The organism is Xenorhabdus sp. SGI240 (assembly GCF_040081915.1).
GTDB classification, from domain to species: Bacteria; Pseudomonadota; Gammaproteobacteria; order Enterobacterales; family Enterobacteriaceae; genus Xenorhabdus; species Xenorhabdus bakwenae.
The window spans coordinates 1-20,788 of sequence record NZ_JBEBMB010000020.1; the positions used below are offsets into that span (position 1 = coordinate 1).

General features: G+C 41.6%; 19 protein-coding genes and 1 tRNA gene. 7 read left to right on the top strand and 13 right to left on the bottom strand.

What is annotated here, in order from left to right; genetic code table 11:
* The coding region (locus tag ABLA76_RS04860; protein WP_348987079.1) for a hypothetical protein at positions 1-248 on the top strand (248 nt) is incomplete at its 5' end.
* A 21-nt stretch (positions 249-269) separates the two neighbouring features.
* Here the strand turns inward: ABLA76_RS04860 and clpB are convergent.
* From clpB to rluD, 3 genes are all read right to left on the bottom strand, one after another.
* Positions 270-2,843: an ATP-dependent chaperone ClpB gene (gene clpB / locus ABLA76_RS04865; protein ID WP_348987080.1), complete on the bottom strand. Its 2,574-nt coding sequence runs from the start codon at positions 2,841-2,843 to the stop codon at positions 270-272.
* Between the two features lie 129 nt (positions 2,844-2,972).
* Positions 2,973-3,704: a purine nucleoside phosphorylase YfiH gene (gene yfiH, locus ABLA76_RS04870; protein ID WP_348987081.1), complete on the bottom strand. Its 732-nt coding sequence runs from the start codon at positions 3,702-3,704 to the stop codon at positions 2,973-2,975.
* 4 nt (positions 3,705-3,708) lie between these two features.
* On the bottom strand, positions 3,709-4,686 hold the full coding sequence (gene rluD / locus ABLA76_RS04875) for a 23S rRNA pseudouridine(1911/1915/1917) synthase RluD (RefSeq protein ID WP_047771869.1): 978 nt from the start codon (positions 4,684-4,686) through the stop codon (positions 3,709-3,711).
* 136 nt (positions 4,687-4,822) lie between these two features.
* Between rluD and bamD the strand changes: the two genes are divergently transcribed.
* The 3 genes from bamD (at position 4,823) to pheA (ending at position 7,826) form a co-directional block, all read left to right on the top strand.
* Positions 4,823-5,557: an outer membrane protein assembly factor BamD gene (bamD, locus tag ABLA76_RS04880; RefSeq protein WP_285811711.1), complete on the top strand. Its 735-nt coding sequence runs from the start codon at positions 4,823-4,825 to the stop codon at positions 5,555-5,557.
* A gap of 464 nt (positions 5,558-6,021) precedes the next feature.
* Positions 6,022-6,357 (top strand): ribosome-associated translation inhibitor RaiA, encoded by a 336-nt coding sequence (raiA, locus tag ABLA76_RS04885; RefSeq protein WP_285811426.1) that lies wholly within the window; start codon positions 6,022-6,024, stop codon positions 6,355-6,357.
* Between the two features lie 314 nt (positions 6,358-6,671).
* The gene (gene pheA, locus ABLA76_RS04890) at positions 6,672-7,826 is read left to right on the top strand and encodes a bifunctional chorismate mutase/prephenate dehydratase (RefSeq protein WP_348987082.1); all 1,155 of its coding nucleotides are present in this window, start codon (positions 6,672-6,674) and stop codon (positions 7,824-7,826) included.
* A gap of 46 nt (positions 7,827-7,872) precedes the next feature.
* Here pheA and tyrA read toward each other — a convergent pair whose 3' ends face one another.
* Both tyrA and ABLA76_RS04900 read right to left on the bottom strand, forming a co-directional pair.
* On the bottom strand, positions 7,873-8,994 hold the full coding sequence (gene tyrA, locus ABLA76_RS04895) for a bifunctional chorismate mutase/prephenate dehydrogenase (protein WP_348987083.1): 1,122 nt from the start codon (positions 8,992-8,994) through the stop codon (positions 7,873-7,875).
* A gap of 5 nt (positions 8,995-8,999) precedes the next feature.
* Positions 9,000-10,094: a 3-deoxy-7-phosphoheptulonate synthase gene (locus tag ABLA76_RS04900; protein ID WP_348987084.1), complete on the bottom strand. Its 1,095-nt coding sequence runs from the start codon at positions 10,092-10,094 to the stop codon at positions 9,000-9,002.
* 542 nt (positions 10,095-10,636) lie between these two features.
* Between ABLA76_RS04900 and ABLA76_RS04905 the strand changes: the two genes are divergently transcribed.
* The gene (locus tag ABLA76_RS04905) at positions 10,637-11,980 is read left to right on the top strand and encodes an anaerobic C4-dicarboxylate transporter (protein WP_348987085.1); all 1,344 of its coding nucleotides are present in this window, start codon (positions 10,637-10,639) and stop codon (positions 11,978-11,980) included.
* A 114-nt stretch (positions 11,981-12,094) separates the two neighbouring features.
* Here the strand turns inward: ABLA76_RS04905 and rplS are convergent, their stop codons facing one another.
* The 5 genes from rplS to ffh all read right to left on the bottom strand — a co-directional run bounded on the left by rplS (position 12,095) and on the right by ffh (position 15,618).
* Positions 12,095-12,448 (bottom strand): 50S ribosomal protein L19, encoded by a 354-nt coding sequence (gene rplS / locus ABLA76_RS04910; RefSeq protein ID WP_047771881.1) that lies wholly within the window; start codon positions 12,446-12,448, stop codon positions 12,095-12,097.
* A gap of 65 nt (positions 12,449-12,513) precedes the next feature.
* Entirely contained in the window at positions 12,514-13,266 is a 753-nt protein-coding gene (trmD, locus tag ABLA76_RS04915) for a tRNA (guanosine(37)-N1)-methyltransferase TrmD (protein ID WP_348987086.1), read from the bottom strand.
* Between the two features lie 37 nt (positions 13,267-13,303).
* Entirely contained in the window at positions 13,304-13,852 is a 549-nt protein-coding gene (rimM, locus tag ABLA76_RS04920; protein WP_047771884.1) for a ribosome maturation factor RimM, read from the bottom strand.
* An 18-nt stretch (positions 13,853-13,870) separates the two neighbouring features.
* Positions 13,871-14,119 carry a 30S ribosomal protein S16 gene (gene rpsP, locus ABLA76_RS04925; RefSeq protein WP_047771885.1) on the bottom strand — a complete coding sequence of 83 codons (249 nt, stop codon included), beginning with the start codon at positions 14,117-14,119 and terminating at the stop codon, positions 13,871-13,873.
* Positions 14,120-14,256: 137 nt separating this feature from the next.
* The gene (ffh, locus tag ABLA76_RS04930) at positions 14,257-15,618 is read right to left on the bottom strand and encodes a signal recognition particle protein (RefSeq protein WP_348987087.1); all 1,362 of its coding nucleotides are present in this window, start codon (positions 15,616-15,618) and stop codon (positions 14,257-14,259) included.
* 198 nt (positions 15,619-15,816) lie between these two features.
* On the opposite strand from ffh, the gene ABLA76_RS04935 reads away from it, so the two are divergent.
* Complete coding sequence (locus tag ABLA76_RS04935) at positions 15,817-16,608, top strand: inner membrane protein YpjD (RefSeq protein ID WP_285811713.1); 792 nt, start codon at positions 15,817-15,819, stop codon at positions 16,606-16,608.
* Between the two features lie 52 nt (positions 16,609-16,660).
* Positions 16,661-17,941: an HlyC/CorC family transporter gene (locus ABLA76_RS04940; protein WP_047771888.1), complete on the top strand. Its 1,281-nt coding sequence runs from the start codon at positions 16,661-16,663 to the stop codon at positions 17,939-17,941.
* Between the two features lie 241 nt (positions 17,942-18,182).
* Here the strand turns inward: ABLA76_RS04940 and luxS are convergent, their stop codons facing one another.
* The 3 genes from luxS to ABLA76_RS04955 all read right to left on the bottom strand — a co-directional run bounded on the left by luxS (position 18,183) and on the right by ABLA76_RS04955 (position 20,692).
* On the bottom strand, positions 18,183-18,698 hold the full coding sequence (gene luxS, locus ABLA76_RS04945) for an S-ribosylhomocysteine lyase (RefSeq protein WP_047771889.1): 516 nt from the start codon (positions 18,696-18,698) through the stop codon (positions 18,183-18,185).
* A 163-nt stretch (positions 18,699-18,861) separates the two neighbouring features.
* Positions 18,862-20,421, bottom strand: coding sequence for a glutamate--cysteine ligase (gshA, locus tag ABLA76_RS04950; RefSeq protein WP_348987088.1), 1,560 nt, complete (start codon positions 20,419-20,421; stop codon positions 18,862-18,864).
* Between the two features lie 194 nt (positions 20,422-20,615).
* Positions 20,616-20,692: transfer RNA gene (locus ABLA76_RS04955), tRNA-Arg, on the bottom strand.
* Between the last annotated feature and the right edge of the window lie 96 nt (positions 20,693-20,788).

Sequence of the window (20,788 nt, forward strand, 5' to 3'; positions counted from 1 at the left end):
GCGAGGCTGCGTATCTTACGCTTTCCTCTTTTCGTGTCAAGCCTTATTTTTCAGGGCCTTTCACGTTGTCATCCCGACCGGTTTGTGTGTTTGTCGTGACAACGGAAGCGCATTATAGGGAGTTTTATGATACTGGCAATAGTTATTTTAAAAAAAGACTTCAACCGATTATTTATCACCCAAAACACCCGGATTTGTTGTTTTTCCAATCTATAAAAAGAAAAAAGAGGTGCAAAAACACCTCCTAAAAACTTTTTAAGCAGCCAATATTATTGGTTTGCAACAATACGATTGTCTTCCAACTCCAGAATCACTAATTTACCTGGAATCAATTTGCCAGAAAGAATTTGCTGGGCCAGTGGGTTTTCAATCTCTTGCTGGATAGCCCGTTTCAATGGACGAGCCCCATAGACAGGATCAAAACCAGCTTCGCTTAGTTTTTCCAGCGCTGGAGGTGTTATCTCCACTTGATAACCATGATCTTCCAAACGCTGGTATAAACGCTGCAATTGAATATTCGTAATAGATTTCAGATGTTCTTTTCCTAATGGATGGAACACAACAACTTCATCAACCCGGTTGATAAACTCAGGTCTGAAATGGTGACCAACCACCTCCATCACCATATTTTTCATACCTATATAATCCAGTGAACCAAAGCGCTCCTGAATCATATCGGAGCCTAAGTTAGAAGTCATAATCACAACCGTGTTACGAAAATCAACCGTTCTGCCCTGACCATCAGTCAACCGGCCATCATCCAATACCTGCAATAAGATATTGAAAACATCTGGATGAGCTTTCTCTACCTCATCCAGCAAAATGACCGAATAAGGACGACGGCGCACCGCTTCTGTCAGATACCCGCCTTCTTCATATCCAACATAGCCGGGAGGCGCTCCCACCAACCTTGAAACGGCATGTTTTTCCATAAACTCTGACATATCAATGCGCACCATGGCATCATCACTGTCGAACAAGAAATTAGCCAATGCTTTACACAATTCTGTTTTCCCCACCCCTGTCGGTCCCAGGAACATGAAAGAACCGATTGGACGATTGGGATCAGATAATCCCGCTCTGCTACGACGAATTGCATTCGATACGGCATCAACAGCTTCATTCTGCCCTATCACGCGTTTATGCAATTCTTGCTCCATACGCAGTAGCTTATCCTTTTCGCTTTCCAACATCCTGGATACAGGGATCCCTGTCCAACGCGCGAGTATTTCAGCGATTTCAGCATCTGTGACTTTGTTACGCAGCAGCTTCATATGACGATTTTCTGCTGTTGTTGCTGTCGCCAGACGTTTTTCCAATTCCGGAATTTTTCCGTACTGAATTTCAGACATTTTAGCCAAGTCACCACTACGGCGAGCTTTTTCTAATTCAATACGGGCATTTTCTAATTCAGCCTTAATATTCTGAGTACCACTAAGTTCAGCTTTTTCTGCTTTCCACTCTTCTTCCAATTCAGAATATTCACGTTCTTTTTCTGCCAATTCTTCGTTCAGCATCTCTAAACGTTTTTTACTGGCATCATCAGACTCTTTTTTCAGTGCTTGCTGCTCAAGCTTTAATTGAATAACACGACGCTCAAGGCGATCCAGTGCTTCTGGTTTAGAATCCATCTGCATACGCAGACTTGCCCCTGCTTCATCAATGAGGTCAATGGCTTTGTCAGGCAGCATACGATCAGAAATATAGCGATGAGATAATGTTGCAGCCGCTACGATGGCCGGATCAGTAATTTGGACGTGATGATGCAACTCATATCGCTCTTTCAGCCCACGTAAAATAGCAATCGTGTCCTCAACCGTAGGTTCTGCCACATAAACTTTCTGGAAACGACGCTCTAAGGCTGCATCTTTTTCTATATATTGACGATACTCATCAAGTGTTGTTGCCCCGACGCAATGCAGTTCTCCACGAGCCAGAGCGGGTTTTAACATGTTACCGGCATCCATTGCGCCTTCGGCTTTGCCTGCGCCTACCATGGTATGCAATTCATCAATAAACAGAATGACTGAACCTTCCTGTTTGGCAAGATCGTTCAAAACACCTTTCAAACGCTCTTCGAATTCACCACGATATTTAGCACCGGCTAATAACGCGCCCATATCAAGGGACAGAACACGTTTGTTTTTCAGCCCTTCTGGAATTTCACCATTAACAATACGCTGAGCCAAACCTTCGACAATCGCGGTCTTCCCGACCCCTGGTTCACCAATGAGGACAGGGTTATTTTTGGTTCGGCGCTGCAATACCTGAATAGTTCGACGAATTTCTTCATCACGCCCAATTACAGGATCTAATTTGCCTTGTTCAGCACGCTCAGTCAGATCAATAGTATATTTCTTTAACGCTTGGCGCTGATCTTCTGCGCCTTGCTCATTTACTTTTTCACCACCGCGCATTTGCTCTATTGCCTTAGTGATTTTATCTTTGGTTGCTCCCGCCGCTTTCAACATGTCACTTAATGTTCCACGTTCTTCTATCGCTGCCAGAACATAGAGTTCAGAAGAAATGAAGTTATCACCTGATTTTTGGGCAAGTTTGTCACACAAGTTTAAATAACGTCCCAGTTCGTTGGATACCTGCACATCTCCACCATTGCCTTCTACTTTCGGCAATCGGTTCAGAGCCTGATTCAGTTGATCATTGAAGCTTCCCGTATCCACCCCTGCCGAGGCCAATAAAGGACGTACTGAACCACCTTCTTGATTAATTAATGCACTCATCAAGTGGATAGGTTCGATGAATTGATTATCACGCCCTAATGCGAGGGATTGGGCGTCAGCGAGAGCAAGCTGGAATTTATTGGTAAGACGATCCAGACGCATAACACCTCCAATACTGGTCAGAATTTGCTACTGGAGACTAGATAAGGCCATTCCTTAAATATTCAAGGTCTTCTGTAAAGTTAATTGGAAACTTACCGCTATACGTCAAAGATCGTCCTGTAAAGTAGGTTATCGCAACCAGATTAAAGTTGCCATTCGCCCTGTATTACCATCACGACGATAGGAGAAAAAGTTTTTTTCCTCCATGACAGTACATGCGGCTCCACCAAAAATGTCTGTTATTCCTACTGACTGCAACTTTAATTTAGCCAGTAAGTAAATATTTGCCAGAAACTTATCGCCATAAGGCGTGAAAGCGTGTTCCAGATCAGGATTGGTTGCGATGAAAGCTTCCCTAACCTCACATCCCACCTCAAATTTTTCAGGGCCAATAGCAGGCCCCAACCACGCACGGATCATGTCAGGTTTTGCGCTAAATCGAGACACGGTATTCTCCAACACTCCGGCGCATAATCCGCGCCATCCTGCATGAGCCGCCGCGACTTCATCACCAGAAATACTGCAAAAAAGAACTGGTAAGCAATCTGCTGTCATCACAGCACAAACCTGATCAGGTATATTCGTGTAAACGGCATCAGCCTGATTATTCACCAATGGCTGACCATCAAGTGTGATAACACGTATTCCATGTACTTGCTCCAACCATATAGGCTGCTGCGGCAATTGGGCATATTCAACCAACAGCGTTCTATTCCGTTCCACGTATTCTGGAACGTCCCCAACATGATTACCCAGATTTAAACTGTCATATGGGGACTGGCTTACTCCGCCTAAACGAGTAGTACTGCAAGCGCCAACATTATCAGGCTGTGGCCAATCAGGAAAAATCAGTGGTGTCATTTACCTACCAATCCATCTCATCTTTGAAAGTCTCGGCATCCGCTTTCATCACTTCAATCAACTTAACCATGTCGTCCGGTAATGGCGCATGCCATTCCATCTCAATTCCAGTGATCGGATGGTAAAGGCGTAACATGGTTGCATGCAATGCCTGGCGATCAAAATTGCGCATCATCTCGCGAAATTTATCAGAAGCCCCTTTTAAGGGACGAGGTCGCCCACCGTACAGAGGATCACCCACTAACGGGTGTTTTATATGTGCCATGTGCACCCGAATTTGGTGTGTTCTGCCTGTCTCCAAACGTAAACGCAATCGAGTATGCGCCCGGAAATGTTCCATAACACGATAATGGGTAACAGCAGGTTTACCCATAGGATGTACTGCCATGTGTGTCCGTTTTGTTGGATGGCGGGAGATAGGTTCTTCTACCGTTCCTCCAGCCGTCATACATCCCAAAGCAACCGCTTCATATTCACGGGTTATTTCACGTAATTGTAAAGATTCCACCAAACGAGTTTGTGCCGGAACGTTTTTTGCCACAACCATTAGCCCTGTCGTATCTTTGTCAAGACGATGAACAATACCTGCACGGGGAACATCTGCAATTTCAGGATAATGATATAACAAGGCGTTCAACACAGTACCGTCAGGATTACCTGCCCCCGGATGAACAACCAAATCACGTGGTTTATTGATGACCAAAATATCGTCATCTTCATAGACAATATTCAGTTCGATATTCTGTGGCTCCCAACGCGTATCTTCTTCAATGATAGCGTCAACGGAAATTTCTTCACCGCCCAGGACTTTTTCTTTTGGTTTGCTAATTAATTTGCCATTAACTTGAACTTTATTATCCAAGATCCACTCTTTTATACGTGACCTGGAGTAATCAGGGAACAATTCAGCCAATGCTTGATCTAAACGTTGACCTAGCTGAGATTCAGCGACTATTGCATTAAGTCGGATTTGTTGTGCCATTATAACTTCTATATTTTACGTTGAGTTTTGACGGCGAGGCCGTTTCATTTAAAATAGTGTGCTATTGTAACTCATATTTTGCCGGGAGCTTCACGGACAGTCTCCCAGAAAACACTCAGAGGATAATCAACACGTGATGATTCGCATGAAATATCTGGTGGCAGCGACCACATTGAGCCTGGTTCTATCTGGATGCTCTAACAATAAGGATGCTGTTCCTGATATCCCGCCATCTCAAATTTATTCAATTGGGCAGGAAAAACTGCAAGAAGGTAACTATAAATCGGCTATCAAACAATTGGAATCCCTTGATAACCGATATCCTTTTGGCCCGTACTCCCAGCAAGTTCAACTTGATCTGATCTACGCCTATTACAAATCAGCGGAATACCCTCTGGCTCTCGCATCCATTGACCGTTTCATGCGCCTGAATCCAACCCACCCTAATATCGATTATGTACTCTATATGCGTGGTTTGGTTTCGCAAACTCTGGATGATGACAGCCCATTACAAGGGCTGTTCGGTATTGATCGTTCAAATCGTGATCCTGAACATGCCCGTGCTGCATTCCGTGATTTCAACCAACTGGTGCGCTATTACCCAAACAGTCAATATTCAACTGATGCTACCAAGCGGTTAATATTCCTCAAAGAGCGTTTAGCCAAATATGAACTTGCAGTTGTGCAATATTACACTAAACGCAATGCTTATGTAGCTGTTGTCAATCGAGTAGAACAAATGCTACGAGACTACCCTGATGCTAATCCAACCCGGAAAGCACTCCCTTATATGATGTTAGCTTATAAAGAATTAGGATTGACGGCTGAAGCCAATAAAGTGGCACAGCTGATCGCTGCCAACCCTGTATAAAATCTCATCCCATCAGATTTGAACAAGTGCTCAAAACAGTAGCTAAATGGCTGCTGTTTTTTTATCTACTCGTTGAAGTTGCCAGGGTTGTTATTGTCAGAAATATCACTACTAAAAGTGTGATTTTTGTAAGACTTGTTTTTTGCTTTGTGTATTATTTACACAAAATAACTGAACACATTAGCGCAATTTTTGTCATGTTTGGCTATATTTTCATTATTTTCACCTTGAAAACAATGAAATCTTTGTAATTATAACGTAATTTAATAATCCCACAACTGACCAATAATGACGCATAACTCTTTTCTTAGCAACAAATATTCTCCATATCTTCCTTGGCTATCACAATTCCATTACTTACTACCAAAATCACTCAATAAAAGTGATTTAGATCATTCTTTTTATGCAAAATGGCGCTATGCTGAATGGACCAGAGACGGAGTAACATCTAAAGAGGTAACTATATGTTAGTGAACATTACCAGCAAACAAATGGAAATTACCCCCGCAATTCGTAGCCATGTAGAAGACCGTCTAAGTAAGTTAAGCAAATGGCAAGTTAATCTAATAAATCCACATATCGTACTATCAAAAGAACCGCAAGGATTCTTGGTTGATGCCACAATCGGCACACCGAATGGCACGTTAGTGGCCAGCGCTAAACATGAAGATATGTACGCGGCAATCAATGATCTGCTGACAAAATTAGAGCGCCAACTCAATAAAGTGCAGCATAAAGCAGAAGCTCGCCGCACAGATAATAGTGTTAAAGAGTCTAATAATCTCAACTTAGAAGTATAATCCCCCCTGATTTTTGCCCTAACGCGCTCAATGAGCGCGTTTTTACTGCCTGTTGACACTTCAAGCTAAATAGGTTAATTAAAATACATTATTGAAACCATAAAGTAGCATGCTAACAGGTCAAATGATTATCAAACCGTCTTTGTTATTTTTCTTTTTTTCCACCTTCTCATAAGGAGGTTGATTCGTTTCAAAGAAAATTTAAGAAGACGAATAAAAACCTCCCATCAACAGGGAGGTTTTTTGTTTTACTGATCAAAAAGATATCTATGATGCACAGGCTACACTCATAATAAGAATGTCAGGAACATATTATGGAAAGAGACTTAGTGAGTTTACGAGAAGAAATTAGTCATATTGATGCGGAATTGTTGGATCTACTTGCTAAACGCCGACAATTAGCCAGTGACATCGCCCAAACAAAACTGCTCGATCATCGCCCTATCCGAGATAAAAACCGTGAACGAGAATTATTGAATACATTGATAAATAAAGGAAAGTTACGCGGATTAGATGGATTTTACATTACACGATTATTTCAGATGATCATTGAGGATTCTGTTCTCACCCAACAGGCGTTATTACAACAATATCTGAATCAGACACCTTACGATTCTGCCCGTATTACTTTTTTAGGGCCAAAAGGTTCATATTCTCATATTGCAGCCCGACAATTTGCTGCTCGTCACTTTAATCAGTTGGTTGAGTGCAGTTGTCACAAATTCTCAGATATTTTCTCACTGGTTGAGATTGGTCAGGCTGATTATGGCATCCTACCACTGGAAAATACCAGTTCAGGGGCAATCAATGAGGTTTATGATTTATTGCAACATACCCCCTTATCCCTTGTTGGAGAGATAACTCTGCCAATCAACCACTGTCTATTGATTGCCGGGCAAACTGATATCTCAAGGATAAAAACCGTTTATAGCCATTCCCAACCTTTTCAACAATGTAGCCAATATCTCAATAGATATCCTGACTGGAATATTGTCTATTGTGAAAGCACTGCTGCTGCTATGCAAAAAGTGGCTGAACTTAACTCACCAGAAATAGCCGCATTGGGTAGTGAAGCAGGCGGCACTCTCTATGGATTACATGTTTTAGAAAATAATTTAGCGAATCAGCAAGAGAATAGCACTCGCTTTATTGTTGTTGCCCGCAAACCTATTGACGTATCCGATCAAGTTCCTGCCAAAACCACATTTATTATGTCAACCGGACAACAAGCAGGAGCACTGGTTGATGCTCTCATTATCCTAAAGAAACATGATATCCCCATGAGTAAATTAGAGTCTCGCCCAATAAACGGCAAACCGTGGGAAGAGATGTTTTATATTGATGTGCAAGTCAATCTGCGCTCCATGAAAATGCAACATGCATTGAAAGAATTGACAGAAATTACTCGTTTGCTGAAAGTGTTAGGATCTTACCCATCAGAAAATGTCATTCCTATCGATCCTATCTAAAGTAAAAAACGAAACCGGATGTTTCTATCCGGTTTTAAAATAAGGCCTATACTCGGTTGTCACTAGCCTGCTGCAAAAGCACTCGACTTTCCTTCATAAATCGAGCTGCTTCATCACCAAACCAACCACTCACTTGGTTAAAGCTCTCAATAAAAGCTGACTTATCTTGTTGTTCCAAAATTTCCAGCACCTGCCCGAAACTTTGGTAATAGCCACGTATAAGTGCAATATTTTCAGGACTAGACATAATAATATCAGCATACAGTTGGGCATCTTGTGCAAATAATCGTCCTACCATCGCTAGCTCCAATCGATATATCGGTGAAGACAGCGAAAGTAATTGCTGTAAGTCGATATCTTCCTTTGCAAGATACCGTCCGTAAGAGAAGGTAGTGAAATGACGCAACGCCTGAATGAAACTCATATTTCTATCATGCTTCTCTGCGGTGATGGGGTACAACCTCGCTCCCCATACTGAAATCTGTTCCAAAAACCATTGGTATGACTCTGGATAGCGCCCATCGCAATACACAACCACTTGTTTCGCAAAGCTACCTATATCTGGCCCAAACATAGGATGTAACCCTAAAACAGGCCCTTTATGTACTTCAAGCATCGCACTTAACGGTCTTTGTTTGATTGAAGCCAAATCAACTAAAATGCACTGTTCTGGCAAAGGAGGCAATCGACGGATAATCTTCTCTGTCAAATGAATGGGAACACTGACGATCACCATCCCTGCTCCAGCCAATATATGTTCGACGTTATCCCAATCGTCAGCTTCGAGCACCCTGACTTCATAGCCAGACAACGTCAACAATCGACTGAATAATCGGCCCATTTTGCCTGAACCACCTACAATGACCACAGGTCCTAAATGAGTGGCGAGTTTTTTAAAGCCTTTGTTATTCTCACTGGCATAAGACTCCCGCATAATTCGGCGTAAGATATCTTCAATCAAATCAGGCGGAATTCCCATATTTTCCGCCTCCTGACGGCGGGAAGCCAACATAGCAGCCTCCCTATCAGGATCATAAATCGGTAAGCCGAGTTGACTTTTAACTTCACCAACTTGCGCGACTAAATTCATTCTTTTCACCAGCAACGATAATAAGGTTTTATCTACCTCATCAATTTGAGTCCTTAATTGTGACAATTCTGTTGTCATATTGATTATCCTGCTTTTTCCATCATTATATTTCGATTAGCCAAATGTGGAGCGATTTGTTGATACAGTTTTCTCAATATTTGCTCCGTAGTCTGCCAGTTAATACAGGCGTCTGTCACCGAAACACCATATTCCATCTCAGAACGAGGCTGCTCGGAGGATTGATTGCCCTCATTAATATGGCTTTCCAACATAATCCCAATGATGGATTGATTTTTGGACATCATCTGTTCAATAACAGAATCCACAACGATACTCTGGCGACGAAAATCTTTATTGGAATTACCGTGACTGCAATCAATCATCAGTGATGGTATCAGCCCTGCTTTAATCATTTGGCGTTCACAATCAGCAACGTGTTCTGCACTGTAATTCGGCACGGCACCACCACGCAATATCACATGTCCATTCGGATTACCCCGAGTGTGCAACAAACAAACCTGACCTGACTGATTTATCCCCATAAAGCGATGAGGCATTGCTGCTGCTTTCATGGCATTAATCGCGGTATTTAAACTACCATCTGTGCCATTTTTAAATCCAACTGGCACAGACAACCCTGATGCCATTTCACGATGAGTTTGAGATTCAGTTGTTCTAGCGCCAATTGCTGACCAGCTAAATAGATCCCCTAAGTATTGTGGATTATTGGGATCAAGTGCCTCATTCGCCAAAGGCAATCCCATTTCTACCAGGTTCAACAACAGGCGACGGGCAATATGCAGCCCCGCATCCATATCAAATGAACCATCCATATAGGGATCACTAATTAGCCCTTTCCAACCAACAGTTGTACGAGGCTTTTCAAAATAGACACGCATAACAATATACAGACAATCACCCAATTCAGTAGAAAGCGCTTTCAAACGGCGGGCATAGTCCAAGGCTGCATCCACATCATGAATTGAACATGGACCACATACCACTAATAAACGAGGATCACGATGCTGAATAATGTCAGCGATAGTATTACGCGCGTTTGTGATGGCATGTCGATCACGGCTATTCAACGGATATTTCCGTTTCAGCTCTTCCGGTGTGATGAGGACTTGCTCATCAAGGATATGAACGTTATTCAGAGCGTCTTTTTGCATGATCATTTCTACCTGCCTTGTCTGTTTAATATGTGTCTAAGTGTCTGTTGGATAACATACCATGAGCCGTAAAGAATACAATCCAAAATCGTAAATATTTCCCACAAACTGTAAATATTAATTTACATCAAAATGCAAGGTCCATTGATATAGTGGAGATACTAACAAGCCATTGAATTTTATTTTCATGTCAAAATATATAAACAATCATTAAAGTTAACGCATTGTAAATAATGATTTACAATAACATCAAAATAGAAATAATTGATTAACTATCTGCGTATAATTTGTTACACAAATAAATATCTTTATAAATCAAATAATAAAAACAAGATCTCAATCTCATTTTTATATAAATATTCTAATAATATTAATATGTGTTTTTAATGTTTCCATGAAACTATAAACCAATATTTATAAACAATAGCTATATCCAATAGATCTAAAGCTATGACTAATAGCTTACAAATGAAGTTATAAGTCATGCAGATACAAAAATCGGTATGACTAACTTCTATTTATTTTTCAAATATTTGTTAAGGATAGATATGATAACGCTGCAATTTACTATAATAATCATATGTTTATTGATAGGTACGCGTTATGCGGGAATGGGGTTGGGACTGATCAGTGGTATTGGGCTTTTTATACTGACATTTGTCTTTGGCTTGGAACCCGGTAAACCCCCCGTTGATGTAATGCTGACTATTCTTGCTGTTATCGGTTGCGCATCCGTTTTACAAACAGCAGGTGGGCTAAATGTTATGATGCAGTTTGCAGAGCGCTTACTACGTCGTCACCCGCAACATATCACCATTTTGGCACCACTGACCACTTGGATGCTCACTTTTCTTTGCGGTACTGGTCATGTGGTTTATACCATGTTTCCAATCATTGGCGATATTGCCTTGAAAAAAGGGATTCGCCCTGAACGGCCAATGGCTGTTGCTTCTGTCGCTTCCCAAATAGCAATTACCGCTTCTCCTGTATCTGTCGCCGTTGTTTCTTTGGTGTCAATTATTGCTGCCAGTCATGGTATTGGGCAGGCGTACGGGATCTTGGACATTTTGGTTGTTTCAATACCAGCATCACTCACTGGAGTCATACTTGCTGCATTATGGAGCCTACGTCGAGGAAAAGATCTTGATCAGGACGAAGAATTCCAGGCGAAAATCAAAGATCCAAAGCAACGTGAGTTTATTTATGGTGGGTCTGATACTCTATTGGATCAAGTCTTTCCTAAGCAGGCTTATTGGGCAACCTGGGTTTTCTTTGCCGCAATTGCCGTTGTAGTCTTGCTTGGTGCATTCACAGAATTACGTCCTTCTTTTGAAGTAAAAGGTACACTAAAACCCCTTTCCATGAATCTGGTGATCCAGATGATGATGTTAATTGCAGGCTCTATTATATTGATGGCCTGTAAAGTCAAAACCAGTGAAATCGCCAATAGTGCCGTGTTCAAAGCAGGTATGGTTGCGATTTTTTCTGTCTTTGGTGTGGCATGGATGAGCGATACCTTCTTCCACTCACATTTAGGTGAATTAAAACTAATCCTGGAAGATGTGGTTCAGGCACAGCCGTGGACTTATGCCCTTGTGCTGTTTTTAGTATCAAAACTGGTTAACAGCCAAGCCGCAGCCTTAACAGCTATTGCACCAATGGGATTACAGCTTGGGGTTGATCCTAAGCTTCTGATCGCTTTCTTCCCTGCCGCCTATGGCTATTTTGTTTTGCCTACTTATCCAAGCGATTTGGCTTGTATTGGTTTTGACCGTTCAGGTACAACAAAAATTGGGAAATTCATTATCAACCACAGCTTTCTTTTACCAGGATTGATTGGCGTCAGTGGTGCCTGTACAGTAGGGTATGTATTAGTCAGTACGTTTATGTAACTCACTGTACCCTTACCAGGCTTACGACTGAAAAAATAAGTTTCCTGATTTAGAATGTAAAAAGGCCAGCATATCCGCTGGCCTTTAATAACTTTCGGATGTAGCAAAAGCGTATTATCTTGCGTTCAGACGCTCTTTAATACGAGCTGCTTTACCAGAACGCTCACGCAGGTAGTACAGTTTAGCTCTGCGAACAGCACCACGACGTTTAACACTGATGCTGTCTACGACTGGGGAGTGAGTCTGGAATACACGCTCAACGCCTTCGCCGTTAGAAATCTTACGAACAGTGAATGCAGAGTGCAGACCGCGGTTACGAATCGCAATAACCACGCCCTCGAATGTCTGCAGACGCTTTTTAGAACCTTCAACGACCCATACCTTAACTTCCACGGTGTCACCCGGACGGAATGAAGGTACGTCTTGCTTCATCTGCTCTTGTTCAAGTTGTTTAATAATGTTGCTCATAATAACTCTCTTACCCTAGGTAAACTGATATATCAAAGATATCCCTTCGGCGGGATATGTCTGGATTAATTCGTTGCCTGATCTTGATATTCCCGTTGGAACTCAGATAGCAACATCCTTTGCTCGTCAGTCAGAGCTAGGTTTTCTAGAAGTTCGGGCCTTCTTAACCAGGTTCGGCCAAGCGACTGTTTCATTCGCCAGCGATTAATTTCTGCATGGTTTCCCGACAGCAAAACTGGGGGAACTTCCATACTATCTAACACTTCAGGGCGAGTATAATGGGGGCAATCCAACAATCCATCAGCGAATGAGTCTTCTTCTGCCGATGCTTGACGCCCTAATACTCCCGGAATAAACCGCGATATCGAGTCAATCATCGTCATTGCAGGAAGCTCTCCCCCGCTAAGAACGTAATCACCGACAGACCACTCTTCGTCAATTTCGGTTTGGATGATACGCTCATCAATACCTTCATAACGCCCGCAAACCAGAATTAATTTCTCATTTGCTGCCAGTTCACAAACTCCCTGTTGATCGAGTTTGCGTCCCTGAGGTGAAAGATAAATCACCTTTGCACCATCACCTGTAGAAGCTTTAGCTGCATGAATGGCTTCCCGTAATGGTTGCACCATCATCAGCATGCCTGGACCACCGCCATAAGGGCGATCATCAACAGTACGATGCCGGTCGTAGGTAAAATCCCTTGGATTCCAGCATTCGATACTCAACAGGCCATTTTTTACTGCCCGACCAGTTACCCCGTAATCGGTTATTGCGCGGAACATTTCAGGAAACAGGCTAATAACCCCAATCCACATACTGCGTCCCACTCATTTAAGCCGTTTTTACCGGAGATTAAAAACCAGGATCCCAATCTACCTCAATAGTTTTGGTAGCGAGATCGACTTTCTTGATAACCTGCCCATCAAGAAACGGAACCAGCCGCTCCTTGATACCGAATGCATCTTTCAGGTTTGCTTTTATTACCATCACATCGTTAGAACCCGTTTCCATCATGTCATGAATGGTCCCAAGGTTATAACCGGCTGTATTTATTACTTGGCAGCCAATAAGGTCTTTCCAGTAATAATCACCCTCATCCAGTTCTGGTAATTGGCCACAATCCACCACAATTTCACAGTTAGTGAATAAATTCGCCGCATCCCGATCGTCAATGTCTTTGATTTTGACAATAATATCTTGGTTATGATATTTCCATGCTTCCAGTTCAATGTGTTGCCACTGGCCTAAGCGTTGAATAAACCACGGTTGATATTCAAAAATGTCTTCGGCATGTTCGGTGGAAGAAAAAACTCTGAGCCAACCACGAATGCCATATGCAGACCCTAACTTCCCCAATACAATTGGCTCAACAGGGTGCTTCAGACCAGATTGTTTGCTCATTGTTACCACCGCGACAGATTAAGCTGCTTTCTTAGCGTCTTTGATCAGTGTAGCAACACGATCAGACACAGATGCACCCAGACCAATCCAATGTTCGACACGGTCCAGATCTAAACGCAGAGTTTCTGCTTTTCCTGAAGCGATTGGGTTGAAAAAACCAACACGCTCAATAAAACGACCATCACGCGCATTGCGGCTATCGGTCACGACTACTTGATAAAACGGACGCTTTTTTGCGCCGCCACGAGCTAAACGAATTGTTACCATAACATCCTCATTAGTTAGCAAAACAACCAGACTCCATCGAGGAATGGAGTCCGGTTGTCCATTTAAAAGCCCGAAAATTTTACTCACTTTGGCGCAAAAAGCAATCCAAAGAACATTTTCTTTCGCAACTTTGTTGATTATCGCCCCATAAATCCCGGTGGTAGCATACCTTTCATGCCTCGCATCATTTTTGCCAAACCACCTTTCTTCATCTTTTTCATCATACGCTGCATTTCATCAAACTGTTTCAGCAATCGGTTGACATCCTGCACCTGTGTGCCCGATCCCATCGCAATACGGCGCTTACGGGAACCTTTGATGATTTCTGGTTTTTCACGCTCTTTACGCGACATGGAATTAATGATGGCTTCCATTTTAACCAGAATTTTGTCATCCATTTGAGATTTGACAGCATCAGGGATCTGCGACATACCCGGCATTTTGTTCAACATGCTAGCCATTCCGCCCATATTACGCATTTGTTTAAGCTGTTCAAGAAAATCGCTTAAATCAAAGCTGTCACCTTTTTTCAGTTTGGACGCCAATTTTTCCGCTTGGGTATGGTCAACTTTGCTTTCAAGCTCCTCGATCAGTGAAAGCATATCTCCCATGCCCAGAATGCGGGATGCAATGCGATCAGGATGGAAAGGTTCTAATGCATCCGTTTTTTCACCAACGCCGAGAAATTTGATAGGCTTACCCGTGATATGGCGGATGGAAAGCGCAGCACCGCCACGTGCATCACCATCTACTTTCGTCAGGACAATCCCGGTTAATGGTAATGCTTCATTGAATGCTTTTGCTGTATTTGCCGCATCTTGACCTGTCATTGCATCAACAACAAACAGGGTTTCAACAGGATTGATAGCTGCATGAACCGCTTTGATTTCATCCATCATAGCTTCATCAACATGCAGACGGCCTGCTGTATCGACTAACAGTACATCATAGAATTTCAACTTAGCATGTTGGATTGCTTTATTGACAATATCAACAGGCTTTTCCTGTGGATCGGAAGGGAAAAAGTCAACTCCAACTGTTTCAGACAAGGTTTCAAGCTGTTTGATCGCCGCAGGTCGGTATACGTCAGCAGAAACAACCAAGACTTTTTTCTTGTTTTTCTCTTTCAGCAATTTACCTAATTTAGCAACGCTGGTCGTTTTACCTGCACCTTGCAAACCAGCCATAAGAACCACCGCAGGAGGCTGTGTGGAAAGGTTCAGTTCACTGTTAACCTCTCCCATCGCCGTAACCAATTCATTTTGAACGATTTTGACGAATTCCTGACCTGGAGTCAGACTTTTGTTAACCTCATGCCCTACAGCGCTTTCTTTGACTCGTGCAATAAAATCGCGCACGACAGGTAATGCAACATCCGCTTCGAGCAAAGCCATACGAACTTCGCGCAGCGTATCTTTAATATTATCTTCAGTCAGCCGTCCACGACCGCTGATATTGCGCAATGTGCGCGATAGTCTGTCAGTTAAATTATCAAACATTGTCTCAGCTCAGATATCTACAGGTGGGTCTACCTGTATGGCAAATTTCGCAAATTATAGCACGATGATTATGTGATCTCTGCAAAGAGATTCCCAAGTATGATTAACAACGGTTGGAGGCTACTCCTGCTAGCGGTATACTTAAATTTCAGGTTTAATCCATACCCAATGGATTCCATTGTGAAAACGATAAACGTTATGCTGATATTTTCAATTATTGCTTTACTTACCTATCTCATTAGTCTGACGCTCATCGTGCCAGGTTTATTGCGCCAGCAAAACAGTTATCAAAAACTGGCACTTTCTTTTGCCGTTGTAGCGTTAGTCGCCCACGTGATTGCATTAAAATACCAAATTTTTCATGTTAGCAGCGGGCAAAATCTCACTTTATTGAATTTAGGCTCAATTGTTAGCTTGCTTATGTGCATCATCATGACAGTCGTTGCTTTCCGTGGACGTGCATGGTTTTTACTGCCGATTGTTTACAGCTTCGCCATGATCAATTTGATACTAGCTAGCATGATGCCGGGAGAATTTATTACTCATCTTGAAGGTAGTATCGAATTATTTATTCATATTGGGCTGGCATTACTTGGCTATGCTACCTTACTCATTGCCGCGCTTTATGCATTACAACTGGGTTGGTTGGATCATCAGCTTAAAAAGAAAAAACTCACATTTACCTCGGGTATTCCCCCATTGATGACAATTGAGCGGAAAATGTTTCACATTACCCAAGTTGGTGTAATTTTACTAACATTGACACTCTGTACTGGCATCATGTACATGGATGATATTTTCAGTAAAGAAAATATCCATAAATCTGTTTTATCTATCATTGCATGGTTTATTTACGTTATTTTGCTTTGGGGGCATTATCATGAAGGATGGCGTGGCAAACGTGTTATTTGGTTCAATTTGATTGGCGCATTTATTCTAACACTGGCTTTTTTCGGTAGCAGGCTATTACAGGAAATGATGGTTTATTAATAAGTTAATTTATCATCGCTAATTTGTACAATTATTAGGAAGGAATTCTGTTTTGGAGAATGTCTCAACAAGTACACTGATTATAATTCTTGTTGTTATGGTTATTGTTTCAGCTTATTTCTCTGCCTCTGAAACTAGCATGATGACAATCAACCGATATCGTTTACGCCATTTGGCTAAACAGGGGAACAATCCCGCACGCAGGGTGGAATCTCTGCTGCGTTATCCAGACAGACTCATTAGCCTGATACTTATCGGTAATAATCTTGTCAATATTTTGGCGTCCTCTCTTGCTACTATCGTTGGTATGCGACTCTATGGCGATGCCGGTGTAGCCATTGCAACAGGTGTACTCACATTCATTATTCTTATTTTTTCTGAAGTGATGCCAAAGACCATCGCAGCGCTTTACCCTGAAAGAATTGCATTCCCAAGTAGCTTCCTGTTACGCCCGCTAGAAAAAATTATGCTGCCCCTTGTTTGGTCATTTAATAAGATCAGTTTGCTGTTTATGCGCTGTTTAGGTATCAAAACCTCTAATATCCGCAATGATGCTGTCAGTAAAGACGAGCTACGCACAATTGTAAATGAATCAAACGTCAATCTATCACGCCGCAATCAAGATATGCTGCTCTCAATATTAGATCTTGAGAAAGTCACCGTTGGTGACATTATGATCCCACGTAATGAAATTGTCGGCATTGATATTAACAATGATTGGAAGTGCGTTATCAGGCAACTGACACACTCCCCACATGGACGTATTGTGTTATATCGTGACTCCCTTGATGATGCTATCGGTATGCTCCGAGTACGTGAAGCCTATCGACTGATGATGGAGAAAAAAGAATTTACAAAAAGAAATTTACTCAAAGCCGCAGATAAAATCTACTTTATCCCAGTTAGCACCCCCTTAAATATTCAACTTATTAATTTCCAACGTAATAAACAAAAAGCGGGTCTGATCGTTGATGAATATGGCGATATTCAAGGATTAGTGACTGTCGAGGATATTTTGGAAGAAATTGTCGGCGATTTTACCACTTCCATGTCACCAACTCTGGCAGAAGAGGTTCTGCCGCAAAGTGACGGCTCCGTTCTGGTTGATGGCACAGCCAATATACGTGAATTAAATAAGGCTTTCGGTTGGGCACTTCCCGAAGATGGTCCAAGGACAATGAATGGAATGATTCTGGAAGAACTAGGTGAAATTCCTGAATTAAGCGCTAACGTGCAGATTAATAAATACAATTTTGAGGTTCTTGCGGTGCAAGATAATGTTATCAAGCAAGTTCGTGTAACGCAGATAAACCCAAATACGAATAAAGTATAAAATTAATTCAGTGAATAAGTTAACCGCTATAATACACTCGGATTAATACTCAATCTAATCTGTCTATGTAACCAAAGGAAAATAATTAAAAAATCTGATAATTTCAAAAATATAGAGAGAAAAGAACACCAATTCAGGGCTAGCAGAATAAGCTAGCCCCTCAATAATATAAAGCAGATCTGACTACTTAACCAAATGTAATAATCGTTGAGATACCACATGTTATACAATATCTAACAAACTAAACTTGAAGCTCCACCAGTTTTTCTTCAGGCAGTGCCAATTCATCGTTATAATTGACACGAACACCAGAATCAAGGATACGTTGAGCAATATCTTGAGCTTCTTTCAATGAGTGCATTTCATATGTACCGCACTGATAAATGTTTAATTCTGGGATCTGATTCTGATCTTGAACTTTTAGCACATCTTCCATTGCCGCTTTCCAAGACTCAGCCACTCTCAATTCTTCTGGAGCACCGATTAAGCTCATATAAAAACCAGTACGACATCCCATTGGAGAAATATCAATGATTTCAACACCATCACCGTTCAAATGATTGCGCATAAAACCTGCAAACAAATGCTCAAGTGTGTGAATACCTCGTTCTGGCATCACTGCTTTATTAGGAACACAAAAACGTAAATCAAATACTGTGATAGTATCGCCGTGAGACGTGTTCATTGTCTTGGCAACTCTAACAGCAGGTGCAGCCATACGAGTATGGTCAACTGTAAAACTATCCAATAAAGGCATAATACTACCTCCTGAGGTATCAGATTTTTTATGAAGATTTTTTCAGATAAATGAAACCTTTTCATTTGCAGCTAGTCATAAGATATGAAGACGCGCAAAAATTGTTATCATCCCTATTCTCTAAGATATTTTATTTGGCCACCTGTGGTGGCCTTTTTCTTTTTTAACGCCCTGTATGAAGTTTTAAATACCCTTCAAAGTTCATGTTATCATGCTGTTCAAGGTCATGCTGGCGTGACACAGAAGCTTCACGCTCAACAGAAAAATTTTCATCATTCAAAATTGAATAATATTCTTCAATCAATTCATTATGATACTGGCCTGCCAATTCCAACCCAAAACCAACTATCCCCTGAGATTTCATCTTGTCCAGGACACGTGCTGAAAACGTTAGTGATGGATCTTCAAACATATTAACCAATTCTTTACAGACTGATTGATATTGGGTCCCTGAACAGGCATCCAGGACTTCAGCAACTCGCTCTAAATCCTTGAATAATTCTTGTCCCACAATCTTAAGCGGTTGTTGTTCAACCCCATAACCAAGACCAATAGACAACCCTGGTTTACGCCCTTCTAAGATAACTTTATTCCAGTTTCCACGACAACAGGCAAGTTCCTCATTTCCCATTTCAGGGGCATCAGCCAGAGCACACCATATCAAAAATAAGTCAAGAAAACGAATTTGCGTCTCATCGACCCCAATAGAGGAAAAAGGATTAATATCTAAAGAACGCACTTCAATATATTCTATACCACCTCTCAATAAAGCATCTGAAGGTGATTCTCTCTCTTTCGTGACTCGCTTTGGACGAATGGGTGCATACAACTCATTTTCAATTTGAAGAACATTAGTATTGAGCTGTAAGTACTTATCTCCTTTTTTGATACCGATTGCCGCAAATTCTTCAGATGGCTTATGAATTGCTTTCTTAAGCCCCTCTATATAGGTATGAAGATGATTAAAAGTAATATTCAGATCACTTTGCGATTTGTTGGTATACCCCAGGTCACTCATCCTCAACGAAGTCGCATAAGGCAGGTAACAAGTCCCTCTTTCTGTTTTCTCAAAAGATAATGCTGTATTTCGTCCACGTAAGAATGAAGAACAGATTGCCGGAGATGCACCAAATAAATAAGGGATCACCCAGCCAAAGCGGTAATAATTGCGGATCAAACGAAGATAGCCATCTGAAATCTGCTCTTTTCCTGTTTCAGCGTCTTTAATACCTAACCACGCCTGCCAAAAACTCATTGGCAGAGAAAAGTTATAATGCACTCCAGAAATTGTTTGCATTAATGCGCCATAACGACTCTTTAATCCTTCACGATACAAGGTCTTAAAGCGGCCTAGGTTAGACGTACCATATTGAGCCAAAGTGATATTTTCTTCTTCATCGATAAAACATGGCATACTTAAAGGCCACATTTTTTCATTGTTCAGATTCCGAGCGGTATAGATATGCAAATCTTTAAGGAAAGCAATGGTTCTATCTATATTACTATCGACAGGGGTAATAAACTCTAATAGAGATTCAGCAAAATCAGTTGTAATCCATTTATGCGTTAAAGAAGCACCAAGTGATTTTGGATGCTCTGTCTTAGCTAAATGACCGTCTGGAGTAACACGCAATGTTTCACGTTCAATGCCTCGGCAAATACCGTTTAATACGGTTGGGTTTGCCTCTAACCATGACAATGCTTTTGATACGTCCGGGATCAATTTGTCCTCCCGTGGAGTTTAAAAGATTATTACTAAAAGTTCACTTTATATGAAACAAGTCAAGTTGTCGCTGATTACATAGAGGTAGCAATGCACTTCCGCACAAATTATAAACAGAATTAATAAAACAAATGTGATTTTTGAACGGAAATAAAAAGAAAAACCCCCGCCTTATCAAGGCAGGGGTTTTTAAATGGTGCATCCAGGAGGATTCGAACCTCCGACCGCTCGGTTCGTAGCCGAGTACTCTATCCAGCTGAGCTATGGATGCATTGTCGGTTTTCTATTTCTGTTCAGGCGCTAATGATTGCCTGACTAGAATTGAGATACCTAAAAAATCGCGGTGTTTAAATGGTGCATCCAGGAG